At 60.0% G+C, this 12,197-nt stretch carries 10 protein-coding genes; 1 reads left to right on the forward strand and 9 read right to left on the reverse strand.

The window, feature by feature from the left end; genetic code table 11:
- Positions 1 to 46: 46 nt before the first annotated feature.
- Entirely contained in the window at positions 47 to 1,243 is a 1,197-nt protein-coding gene (locus tag U1739_RS18340) for a glycosyltransferase family 4 protein (protein WP_332710048.1), read from the reverse strand.
- A 139-nt stretch (positions 1,244 to 1,382) separates the two neighbouring features.
- On the opposite strand from U1739_RS18340, the gene U1739_RS18345 reads away from it, so the two are divergent.
- The gene (locus tag U1739_RS18345; RefSeq protein ID WP_332710049.1) at positions 1,383 to 2,405 is read left to right on the forward strand and encodes an EpsG family protein; all 1,023 of its coding nucleotides are present in this window, start codon (positions 1,383 to 1,385) and stop codon (positions 2,403 to 2,405) included.
- Positions 2,406 to 2,454: 49 nt separating this feature from the next.
- Here the strand turns inward: U1739_RS18345 and U1739_RS18350 are convergent, their stop codons facing one another.
- The 8 genes from U1739_RS18350 to kdsA form a co-directional block, all read right to left on the reverse strand.
- Entirely contained in the window at positions 2,455 to 2,649 is a 195-nt protein-coding gene (locus U1739_RS18350; RefSeq protein ID WP_332710050.1) for a hypothetical protein, read from the reverse strand.
- Positions 2,650 to 3,047: 398 nt separating this feature from the next.
- The gene (locus U1739_RS18355) at positions 3,048 to 4,928 is read right to left on the reverse strand and encodes an acyltransferase family protein (RefSeq protein WP_332710051.1); all 1,881 of its coding nucleotides are present in this window, start codon (positions 4,926 to 4,928) and stop codon (positions 3,048 to 3,050) included.
- Between the two features lie 232 nt (positions 4,929 to 5,160).
- Positions 5,161 to 6,084, reverse strand: coding sequence for a HEPN domain-containing protein (locus U1739_RS18360; RefSeq protein ID WP_332710052.1), 924 nt, complete (start codon positions 6,082 to 6,084; stop codon positions 5,161 to 5,163).
- A 68-nt stretch (positions 6,085 to 6,152) separates the two neighbouring features.
- Positions 6,153 to 6,497: a sigma-70 region 4 domain-containing protein gene (locus U1739_RS18365; protein WP_332710053.1), complete on the reverse strand. Its 345-nt coding sequence runs from the start codon at positions 6,495 to 6,497 to the stop codon at positions 6,153 to 6,155.
- Positions 6,494 to 7,414, reverse strand: coding sequence for an ArdC family protein (locus U1739_RS18370; RefSeq protein WP_332710054.1), 921 nt, complete (start codon positions 7,412 to 7,414; stop codon positions 6,494 to 6,496). The genes U1739_RS18365 and U1739_RS18370 overlap by 4 nt, the downstream gene beginning before the upstream one ends.
- A gap of 742 nt (positions 7,415 to 8,156) precedes the next feature.
- Positions 8,157 to 9,686 carry a tyrosine-type recombinase/integrase gene (locus U1739_RS18375; RefSeq protein ID WP_332710055.1) on the reverse strand — a complete coding sequence of 510 codons (1,530 nt, stop codon included), beginning with the start codon at positions 9,684 to 9,686 and terminating at the stop codon, positions 8,157 to 8,159.
- A 378-nt stretch (positions 9,687 to 10,064) separates the two neighbouring features.
- Positions 10,065 to 10,481, reverse strand: coding sequence for a BLUF domain-containing protein (locus U1739_RS18380; protein WP_332710056.1), 417 nt, complete (start codon positions 10,479 to 10,481; stop codon positions 10,065 to 10,067).
- 871 nt (positions 10,482 to 11,352) lie between these two features.
- Positions 11,353 to 12,183: a 3-deoxy-8-phosphooctulonate synthase gene (gene kdsA, locus U1739_RS18385; RefSeq protein WP_332710057.1), complete on the reverse strand. Its 831-nt coding sequence runs from the start codon at positions 12,181 to 12,183 to the stop codon at positions 11,353 to 11,355.
- Positions 12,184 to 12,197 lie beyond the last annotated feature (14 nt).

The raw sequence follows: 12,197 nt of genomic DNA on the forward strand, positions 1-12,197 counted from the left end.
ATATTACCGACCGCCTAGCTTCCACGATCAGCCCTGCCAAGCTCAGTCAATTGCTGATCGCTACGGAGGCGTCCGGGCTGGGTGGTGTGGGCGCCGCAGACCCCGCTTCCAAAACCGCGGTGCATATCCCCGACGCGGCCCGTTCGATTGCCTCGAGATAGCGCGCCTCGACCACCGATACGTCAAATTCCTGTTCTGCAATTTCCCGACTGCGTTGCCCCATACGCATCCGCTCGGCAGGATTCATCGCCAGCATCGCGAGCATTGCCTCGGCCAGCGATCCAGCATCGCGCGCCGCGCATAGCAACGCATTCTCACCGGCGCGGGCGATCTCTGTGCAGCCCGGTACGTCGGTCGCGATCAGTGGTTTGGCCATTGCTGCTGCTTCCAGCAGTGAGCGCGGCATCCCCTCGCGGTACGACGGCAGAACGACGATGGTGGCACTTGCTAGCACCGGACGGACATCGGAGGCGGCACCGAGATAGCGGATCACGCCCTCGCTCTCCCACGCCTCGACCTCTTCACGCAGAATTGCCGTGCGGTTCACCACGTCGAGAAAGCCGAGTATATGGAATTCTACGTCAGGCCGCTGCGCGCGCACGGTCCGCGCCGCATCGACGAACTCGATCACGCCCTTATCGCGCATGAGCCGCGCGACGAGCAGGAACACGAACGGCTGGGTGGCGGGCGGGAACCTTTCAGGATCGAATTGGACAAGGTCGATCCCCGATCCGGGCAGCAAGACAGTACTTTCTGGCCGGACCAATCGCTGCGCAACAAACATGGCGCGATCGTGCCGGTTCTGGAAAAAGACGGTAGCCGAGCGGGTGAGCGCCGCACGGTACAACATTCTGACCAATCGCGTCAGCAGATTGACCTTGATGAACGCCGTGCCCAGCCCAGAGATGTTGTTAATCACCGGGATGCGCAGTGCGTGCGCAGCGAGCGACCCATAGACGTTGGGCTTGATCGTCCAGCCGAGGAACGCGGCCGGCCGCAACCGTCGGAGAATTCGCCAGTATTGCGCGAGCAGCTTCAGGTCGTGCAATGGCGACAGGCTTTTGGCATCTATATCGATCGGGATGTGGCGCACGCCGAGCGCGGCGAGTGCGCCGACATGTTCGTCAGGCGGCGAAAGCGCAACGACGTCGAACCCCTCGCGTTGCAACCTATTGATTAAGTTGCTGCGAAAATTGACCAAATTCCAACTCGTGTTTATCGACAGGACAATCGTCTTGCTCATGCGTATCCGCGCCTCCGTGCCACGCGCATCCTTTATGCGCTGGACCGTGCCATGACGAGGGCTATATCGGCTGTCTTTCCCTAGGGGCGGCGCTGCCGCGGATGGAGCGCTTGTGTTACCCTATTGGTTGCTATTCACGATGTGGGCCGCGGGCGCGATCCAGACACGGCGCGGCCAGGCCCGGGATGCTCGGTTAGTTTTTTTCGTCGTTGCATCGACCGTGACCATGCTGATGATCGGATTAAGGTTCGAAGTCGGCGGTGATTGGGTCGCTTACATGAGAACCTACGAGGACATCGTCTTTCTGACGTTGCCTAATGCGTTGCAGAGGTCGGATCCAGCCTATGGCGCGTTAAATTGGCTCAGCGCGCAGTTCGATTTGGGGGTGACCCCTGTTAACCTGATCTGTGGCGGATTATTCACTGGCGGGGTAGCCCGTTTGGCGTGGAAGCAACCGAACCCTGCCCTGGCGATGCTCGTGGCGGTCCCGTACCTAATCATTGTCGTCGCGATGGGGTATACGCGACAAGCGGCAGCGATCGGCATCGTCTGCTTTGCCATCGCTGATGCCTCGAATCAAAAACTTGTTAGGCTAGTGTCTTTGATCGGAATCGCCGCGCTGTTCCACAAAACTGCCATTTTGATACTGCCAATCGCCCTCGTTCCTATATTACGTAGGAACTTTATCTTCGGATTTATAGGAGCAGTTCTATTTATTAGTCTTTTTGTATTGATTCTGAGAGACTCTTCAGATCGATTGATTACCAATTATGTGCAGGGAGATTACGATTCCCAGGGAGCTATGATTCGAGTTTCTATGAATGTTTTGGCTGCCGGTATTTTTATTGCATTCCGGACAAAATTTGAGATCGAGGATTTCCAAAAGAGTTTTTGGATGGTTTGCTCGATTCTATCAATTGGATCAGTTGCCATCTTTTTTGTCGCCTCAGCTACCTCGGGCCTCGACCGGATATCTCTGTATTTCATACCTCTTCAGCTTGTTACCTTCAGTCGACTACCTCAAATTCTCGGCCGTGGTAAAGCCGCCACTAATCCTTCCATACTCATACTTATAATATTTTACTGTGTTTCTGTGCAGTTCGTCTGGCTAAACTACGCGTCACATGCAGAAAATTGGGTGCCCTATTCCATAAATATATAGGTCGAAACGTAAAGTTCTTCGCTCTAGAAATAGAATCGCACTTCCATCTTCACCTCGTCAAGGCCCTGCCTGCCGCCGCGCCATGCGCAGACGAAATGAACGCGGGCAGGGCGGCCTGTTCGGTAGCAACGGCGGCTGAGCCGATAGCGCGCTCCTGCTTGGCGCGCTGGCGATGGCGCAGCGCATGCAGCAAGATAACCAATGCGTCGGGGTTCTGTTTTCTGTCCAGCCGGTTGATCGGCACACGCCTTTGGACGAGGTCACGAGGTCCGCTGCGTCCCCAGGTTCACCGCGCGCCGACTTACAGAACCCCGACGACGGTACGGGCTATGCTGGGACTATGGGGCGCTAGTCAGCACGCATGCTGGCGCGCTTCCATGCCCGCCAAATGCTACATTATGCGATCTGTCCAATCCGTCGGGCCAATTTTCCCCGTTTCCTCAAAGCTGTTTAACGATTCAGTTCGCTTCGATCACCGATTATCCAGGCTTGGATCTCAACGAGTATAGTTTGGTTGGGGGCAGCTCAAAATGATGAAAGGCCGCTTGCCGAAATGCTGTGTCTGATGCCTACCGCCGGTAAGTAAAAGCTGTAGCTGACCGTTACGATAGACCCCACGGCGACGTTTACTGCCGATCGTCTCTATCTGGCGGCCTGCTCAGTGCGGTCGAAGATTGCCGGATATAAGGGCGCGATCATCCGCGCCGCGGTTGAGGTAAGATGGTTGGTGTCGCTGTAAAGCGGCACGCCGTTCCTCGCGAAAGAACAATCACCGTTGGGGCACAGAATCGGTGCCGGATCGAGCACTTGCACGCGATCCCTGTTGTCGAGGCGGTCGAACAGTAGATCGTTGGCTCGACGGTTTTTGGCAAATTGGGCGGAGCTATAGCCGCTCCGATCGCTGCCGGTGGCCCCGTTCGCCATCCGGCCCGCCGGGTCGAATATCGCGCCCTCCGGGGTGGATCGCTGCACAACCAGTTGGGCCCCAGTTGCGAGGATCGCGTCTGCGGCCGTGAAGAGCGCGTGCTCGTTGATTGCCTTCGGCCAATGGGAGATTGCCAGAACGGTCGCGATCCGGTTGGCACGTATGTCGCGTGCTAGCTTGCGCAACAAACCACGCGCGCAATTCTTGTCCACGCCAAAATCGACTAGCCGGCAATTTTGCTTGACCAGATAGACCGGCACGGCGCGCTTGTCACCCAGCGCCACGATCGCCGCCTTCATCATGTCGGCGTGCGAATCGCCAACAATCAACACACCGCCTAGGCCCTGGACATCGTTGAGCTGGCAGATTTCCGCATCCCATGCCCGGAGGCGTCGCACCAGCGGACAACGGTACGGCGCACGTTCCATTTGTGCGGCGTACAATGGCTGTACCGCCGCCGGGTAGCGGCCGATCAGCCCGTTATTTGCCACGATGAAGAACCCGGCCGAGGCGGCAAAAATTAAGAAGCCACTTAGCAGCGCGATCGGCGCCGTGCGGCGCTTCATGATGGGCGCGCGTAGCCCCCACCGCTCAATCGTTGCGAACGACAGCGCCCCGAGGGCATAGCCAATGATCGTGATGATCGAGGCCTCTCCAAAAACGGGCGAGCGATGCATCACGACGAAAAAGAAAACGATCAGCGGCCAATGCCATAAATACCAGCTGTAGGAGATGCGGCCGGCATGTTGCGCGACGCGGTTCGTGAACAGGCTTGCGACCAAGGGCGTCAAACGCATCTGCGTCAAGCAGATCAGGACGGTACCGCTGACCGCTAGTAGCGCCTGCACGCCCGGAAAGTCCGCCCGCTCCCCGAACCCGAAGCAAGCGATGAAGATACCGCCGAGTCCGGCCAGCGCCGCACCGCTCCCAACCACAATCGGCATAGTCTGGATGATCGGGCGCTGGAACAGGATCGCGGCGAAGATGCCGGCAAAGAACTCCCACGTCCGGAAAGGCAGCCAATAGAACGGCGTCTTAGGGCTGATCGGACCGATCACAGCCCCAGCGGTCAACGACGCAAGCGCCGCCGTGACCAACATTGCGAGCCCAAGCCGGGGGCGCCAGCGCAGCACTATGATCGCAAGCGGGAAGAACAAATAGAATTGTTCTTCGACCGCGAGGCTCCAAGTGTGCAACAGCGGCTTGGTTAACGGGCCGTCGAAATAGTCGCCCTGATTCCAGAAGACGATATTTTGCGCGTAAAAGGCCTGCCCGGCGAGACTGGCGCCGTAATTGGCCAGATCCTTCGGGTTGAGCAGCCACAATGCGAACGCGGTCGTGACCAATAAGACGGCTAAGTAGGCCGGCACCAGACGCCGTATGCGCCGGATGAAGAACGCTCGGAATGTTACGTCGCGGCGGATCATCGGCTGCAAATAACTCAGCGCGATGACGAAGCCGGAAATCACGAAGAAGACATCGACGCCGATAAAGCCGCCGGTGACGAGCGACGGAAAGCCGTGGAACAGTACCACGGCGACGACCGCAAAGGCCCGTAGTCCATCGACGACCGGCAAGCGGTTTTGCGGTTGTTGCATTTACCGGCCATTATTGACCGCGTATGGCGCCTGCAAGTGCTTTCCGGAGGCTTTGGCCCTCGCGTGAAAGAAATTTCTCCGCACCCCAAGGGGGAAGCGAGCCTCCCAACGCTATGGCGAAATGTCGGGTTCGCCGAGCAGACGTGCATAGATCGCTGCTGGAAAATGGAGATCTTGCAGGAACCATGTTCGGGAGGGAACGATCGTACTGACCGGCGCGCGCGCCTGACGATCAGGCGGCGACGCTGCGCTCGAGCGCGGCGATATGCTCTTCGCAGATTATTTGCACGACATGGCCGAGTGCTTCGACGCGCTCGCCGAGCCGGCCCAGCTCTTCCTCGCTAATCCGGTAATGCTTTGAATAGCGCGCCTTCACATAGGCTTCCTTGAGCTTTTCGAAGCGGGCGCGGTCGCTTTTGCTTTCGCGCGGCCAGATGTCGATCAGCCGCGGATCGATCCGCTCGGCCTGCGTTCGCAGGAAGCCGAGATTGTGCACGTGCGGCGTGTAGAAAGTGCACACGAGAAGCACACAATGGTAGTAGCGCTCCACGGCTTGATGAAGATCGAACACCGCCTTCTTTAGATCGCCATCGCGCCGAGCATATCCGCATCCTCGTTCGAAACTCTTGGCGCTCGGCAGCCAATCGTCAAAATACTCCTGCGCCATCGCCAGCGCCTGATCGGGCGTTTTGGGCTGAGGCTCTGGAAGCTCGGTGTCGTCACTTTGATAAAGCGCGACGCCGTCGCGCGCGATGTCGATGAAGAAATAGCGCCCGTCGGACAATCCGGCGGTCACTTCCTGCCACGTGTGCACGATGAAGTTGACCGGGGTGCGCAGCGTCTTGGTGATCGCCAATTCGCGGTTGAGCGTATCCTCGGCCGTCGACCAGAATTCGACACGGTCGGTGAGCTTCTCGTGATTGACGATGACCAGCAGATCGAAGTCGGATTGGTAGCCCTTGGCAGTATGCGGCTCGTCGACCCAGCCGCCGCGCGCATAACTGCCGTACAGGATCACCTTCAGAATGCGCGCCTGCTTCTTCCAGTCCGACGTGGCTATCGCCGTCGCGTCGCCGAACTGCTCGAACAGGATCCGCACGACGCGCTCGAGCTCGCGCTGCTTGGCCGGTGGCAAGTGATCAAGACTGGTTTGCATCGCGCATCATCCTAACCGCTTGGTGGGCGTTCGGACAGCCTCGCCGGCAGCGCCGGCGAGGCCAAGCTTTAGCGTCGCCATCTTGGCAAAAGCGATTGCCACCATCGTTGCCACGGCGAGCGTTCGTCACCGTCCATGAAGCGCGACAGATGATGGATCGCTGCCGCCATATGACGCTCGACACGATGGATGCTCATGCCGGTTATCCTGGCCATCTTGTCATAGCTGTAGCTGTCGAGGCGGTGCGCCAGGAAGACCTCCCGTGTCGTCCGCGGCAACGCCGACATCGCACGCTCTATTCGCGCGAGGTCGTCCGGCTGAACTGCGCCGCCCAATGTCCGCAGCTCGCGGCCGGTCGGGCGGCCAGGGGTGGCCCGCTGGTCTGGGTTCGGCTGTTTGGGAGCGTAGGTCATGCCGCCCTCCCCTGCTCAATGTCGCCACCCTCACTGCGAAATCCGAGCAGACAGTCCGCCGCCTTGCTGGCAGCGCTCGCCGCGCGAAAGATCGCCTTTTCGTCCTCGCGCAGCACCGCCAGCCAGCTGCCGATGTAATCGGCATGTCGTACGGTCGGCTGGATCGACAGCGAGGCGCAGGCGAACGCACTGGCCAGCTCGGCCACCAGTTCCTCACGGGCATAGTCGGCGCTTCCGAAAACACCGCGCTGGTTGCGATCAAGACGGCTGCGATGTCCGGTCCAGTGGCCGAGCTCGTGCAACGCCGTACGGTACCAGTTGACCGGTTTACCGAACGCGGCCTGCGGTGGCACTGCTACGTAATCGGCATCCGTCGCATAAAAGGCAACGCTGCCGCCGATCCGGAAGTCAGCCCCGCTTGCGTCAATCAGCGCCTGCATCTCCGGCAGGATTTCCGCTTCTGCTGGGGCTTCCACCATGTTGGTCAGTGCTTCAGGCAATCCCTCACACTGATCGACATTGAACACGGTAAAGCGTTTGAGAAATGCAATTTGCCGCGCGTCGCGATCCTCGTCCTGCGCGCGCAATTCCTCGCTCTTGGGGGTGTAACGATCCGCATAGCACACGGTCGTGCCCCGCTCTCCCTGCCGGACATTGCCGCCCGCCGCCTGCGCCTGCCGATAGGTCAGCCAGCGTTGCGACTGATAGCCCCCGCTGATTACCGCCGCCCACAGGATCAGCACGTTGATTCCGGAATAGCGCCGCCCGGTGGCGGCATTTTGAGGCATCGAACATCCACACCCCGCCCCGTCCCACGGCTGCACCCAGGGCAATCGCCCCGCTTCCAACTCTGCGATCACCCGTGACGTCACCTCGGCATAGAGGCTTGGCTGATTGGTATTGGTCCTGTCCTGCATCTTCCTTACTCCAAACCACCGCAACCGGCGCCGGAATGGCGGGGGTGGGCGGCAGGAGCGAACCGGCAGTCCCGCAAGAGCGGCGGGCGGCACCGGCAAGGCCGAAACGCAGAGGAGGACCTGAGCGCAGCTCAGGTTGCGACCTGCCGCGGCGGGACTAGAGGGTAGCGACGCCCACCCCCGCCTTTTCGAAAGCCGGAGGCACAACGCCGCCGCGCGCAGCGCGGCGACCGCGGCAACTGCAGCGCGCGAGCGCTGCCCGGCTCCCAACCGGAGCCCACCAACACGCACTCTCGAATCCGGACGGCCGGCGCGGCGGCGTGCGCGCGGACCTGGGGGCTAGCCGCCGCCGTGCCCTCCGGCCGGATCGAGTGTGCCACGCGGGAACACGAAAGCTGCACCCCCTGGCGGCTTCGCAGAAGCCTGCCAGCGTGTGCTCATTTGATCCGCGCGTTCCGCTAGGCCCGGCCCTGCCGGCTTCCTGCGTCAGTGATCGTCATCCGAATGGACCGAGACGCCTGGTGGCTCGGCGGCGCGTTGGCGACGTAGAGCGCGGCCTGGCCATAGCCAGGAGATGCCCAACCTCACCTGTTACCCTGTTTCCCCAGACAGCAATTTGTCGGGTTGATACTACGCTATGGGCGTTAGACCGTTCGATCCTCCTGAATCATCGATCCCACGAGGAAGCGCTCGATCGCCTGCATCTGGACGGCGCATCTCATATTGCAGACGCCGTCGATGCCTACGAGGCGTGGGTAGCGCTTCGACCGGCGAACTGGACGGCCTGCCACGCCTGCAACGCTTCCGCCGCATAGACGACGCGCCTTCCGACCTTGCGAAAGGCCGGACCGATGCCGATCGTCCGATAGTTCTGCAACGTATCGGGCGAGTAGCCCAACATCGCTGCTGCAGCACGCGTGTCCAGCCACTTGGTGCGAGCGACCATACCGAGCTGCGGATTTGATGGGCGCGCCTCGCCTTCTTGTTGAAGCGTCCAGAATGTCCCGAAGGGGTCGAGTTCGTTAAAGTCGTGTGCCGTCGGCAGCGGTACTGCCTCACCGAGATGTTTGGCGATCTCGTCGGAAATACGCTCGGCGGCGGAGGTGACCGACGTATCTGCGATATGCATATACCGTTCGGTCGTTTTGGCACTGCGATGGCCAAGCAATTTCCCAATGATCGGCATGCTGTCGCCGGCCGAGGCGCCGACGGACGCGAAGCTGTGCCGTAGGTCATGGATGCGGACGTTTTCGAGCGCGGCAGCTTCGCGTATGCGCGCCCATACCTTTTGAAGGTTAGTCACATGCGTGCCGTCCTTCTTTCCGGGAAGCAGATAGGGATTTCCCTCGACCTGCGGAAGCTGAGCGATGACCCGTAAGGCCGGCGCCCCGAGATGCACGGTTTTCGCGCCGGTCTTGCTGTCAGGCAGCCGGAGGCACCGGTGATAGACGTCGATATTGCTGTGCTTGAGCGTCAGGATTTCGTTTCTGCGGCAGCCGGTAAGGATCAACAGGCGCAATGCAGCGATCGCAAAGATGCTCTCCACCCCCAAGGACGTGGCGGCGGCCAGCGCCTCGCCGAGGCGCGCCAGCTCCGGCGGCGACAAAAAGCGCTCCATCTTCTTGCCCTGAAACCTTTTGATACCGATCCCGGGATTATCGTCGCGCAGCCCCTCATCGACCGCGAAGCCAAGCATGGCACTCAATGTCGTGACCGTCTGGCTGGCGGCGCCCCTGCCCCCCGTCACGCGTGACAGGCCGCGATGGCCAGTCTTGCGCGTTCTCCGCGTCCGTCCGTCGGCGACGTCGCATAACAGCTGCGTGATATCGGAACGCTTGATCGAAGAGACGCGCCGTGCGCCAATCAACGGGTTGATGTGATTCTCTATGTTGCGCCGCGCCTGGCTGACCGAGCTGTCCTTGGCCGCATACAGACCTTTTGTGAGATAAAGGTCGCCGAGCTCTGCTACCGTCAACCCATTGCGATGATCGATCTTTTCCTGCCGGGGATCGATTCCTTTTGCGATCTTGCCCAATAGTATTCGGGCCTCGGTGCGCGCCGTGTCGGGCGTCCACGGTTCTCCGTGAACCCCGATCTTCCACCTGCCCTGACGGCCGTCAAACCGATAGCGTAACGTGTACGTGATCAATCCCGCGGGCGACATCTGTACCGCAAAACCACGCACATCCGTATCCCGGATAAGCTGCACTTTCCCATCACGCTCAAGCGATTCCACCAGCCGCTTGGTAATGCGGATCCTGATAGTCGCCATCAATCCATCTCCACCGCAATATCAGCTTATCCCTCCTGTTCCGAACATCGGACACGCATTGGGCACAGCATAGGGATATCGATTGGATAGATAATGGCGCGCCCGGCCTAATAGATCAAGGATGCATCTCCTTAATCGTAGTATTGGTAAGATTATCGTAGTCAGGATGCATAATTGGTAAGGCTTCGGTCAATGCCCGGATCGAATACATGGGAGCACTCTAATTTTAGATTGTGGATACTAGATATGTTGCTCTATATTTCGGGCGCGTTACCTGCACTCGTCACCAAGCATGCAGCACGCTTCGTCAAATGATCGGCTCGAGCCATGGCGACGGATCTGGTTGTGACAAGAACCTTTGTCGACGCGATAAGCGTTCTATTTTTTGGCGATTTGGGCAGCCGGCCGGCCGGTCGCAACCAGCGCCAGAAATTGCATTCGGATGGGGGAAGTTACTCTCAACAAAATACGCCCTATCCGGGCATCATAGGCATCTAGCGCGTCGTTTGCTCGCCTGTGCATCATCGTCCAAGTGCCAAACTCCGGCGCTTTGATGGCGCGGTCCTCGATAATGGTCAGCGAATGATGGCGGCGATCGGCCGATATACGGGCGAACGTTGACGCGACACTCGCCTGCGGCCCTTCAAAAACCTGAAGAAAGCTACGCCCGTCCGACCATAGCAGGCCGGTAATGCCGTCAAGCGCATTGTTGTGCCGCGATTGATCCAGGATGCCGACGAGATCGGCTTTATCCCCCGGCACCGTGCTCAGGCTAACATAAAGTATCTGTCGCACGTTTTACCTCCAGTTCCGCCGCGCGGCACAAGGCGCGGCCGCCTCGTCACAGGAGTGCGTACATCTGCTCATTGTAATGCTGGTTCCGTACCCAAGAGTGACCACACGGTGTTTTCCATGTTTGACGGAAGCACCGCACCGCCCAGTGCCACTCGGAGGTTGCCCAGCTGATGACACAGATGAGCGCAGTCGACCCCGCCCACGACGATAGAGGTCTCATATCGCCGCGCGGCAAGCAGTACCGCGTCGTATTGCTCGGTAGGCGCTTCGTATGACAAATTGACGAAATCGCGCACCAAGGCGAGCAACTTGCTCTTGGGCGTCATCCTACACCGACCGGACGAGAACAAGCGCCCACGTCCACACACATGATTTCAGGTCAGTCATTGCCTGCTCACACCTGCAAGCGGGAGCTATCACGGCTCTCGGTCGTCATCCTGCTCGCAGCATTATCGGTGACGATCTGTCCTTCTAACACTTATTCGTTACGAATGGCGAACGATTAACGATGCGGGCAGCCGCCCGCCGAAACAGTCGGAGCTCGCCACCACATTTAGGTTTGGCGTGGTCGTCGTGCGCGCGGACGTGGAGGTCGCACCGCAGTTTCGGTGTTCGGGAGGGGGGCTATGTTACCGAGGCGCAGCGCAACCGCGTTGCCTCGGCGACCGGGACGCCACTCGGCTACGTCCTTTAGACACACGGACGGCTATCAACTCGGCGATGTCGAGTTTTGACGGCGACCGCGTCAGGGTCCGACTCGGGCCTCTACGACAACGCGCATTACGATTATCTACAACATAGCCAGCGCAGTTCGCGCCAAGCCTACAAGGGCGGAATTAGCATCCGCCTATGCTAGTTGTACGGGTTTCGGCTAGCCCCGCTTCACCACTGCATCGATCGCCAGCAATTGCTCGAGCAACGCGGGTAGCTGGTCAAGCGGCCAAGCATTCGGACCGTCGGACAGCGCCTGGTCAGGGTCGGGATGCGTCTCGACGAACAGGCCTGCAACGCCCGCCGCCACGGCCGCGCGCGCGAGCAAAGGTACAAAGCGCCGCTCGCCGCCGGAGCGATCGCCCTGCCCGCCTGGCAATTGCACCGAATGCGTTGCGTCGAACACGACCGGGCAGCCGGTCTCGGCCATGATTGCTAGTGAACGCATGTCGGAGACAAGGTTGTTGTAGCCGAACGAGGCGCCCCGTTCGCACAGCAAAAATGCGTCGGTATCGTGCCCGGCTGCCTCGGCGGCGGCGCGCGCCTTATCGACGACGTTGCGCATGTCACCCGGTGCCATGAACTGCGCCTTCTTGATGTTGACTGGCTTGCCCGAGGCGGCAACCGCTTCGATGAAATCGGTCTGGCGCGCGAGGAAAGCCGGGGTTTGCAGGACATCGACGATCTCCGCGACCGCGGCAACCTGGTCCTTGGTGTGCACGTCAGTCAGCACCGGCAGTCCGGTTTCGGCGCGCACCTTTTCTAAAATGCGCAAGCCTTCGTCGAGACCGGGACCGCGAAACGAGCGTCCCGAGCTGCGATTGGCCTTGTCGAACGAACTTTTGTAGATCAGCAAAATGCCGAGCCGGTCGGCCAGGACGCGCAGCGTCTCGGCCGTCCGCAGCGCCATCGCCTCGTTCTCGATCACGCACGGCCCGGCGATCACGAAAAGCGGTTGGTCGGCCCCTACGGGATGCTGGCAAAACTGCATGATCAATCTTTTCC

Origin of the sequence: Parasphingomonas puruogangriensis, assembly GCF_036663635.1 — a bacterium.
Taxonomy (GTDB): domain Bacteria; phylum Pseudomonadota; class Alphaproteobacteria; order Sphingomonadales; family Sphingomonadaceae; genus Sphingomonas.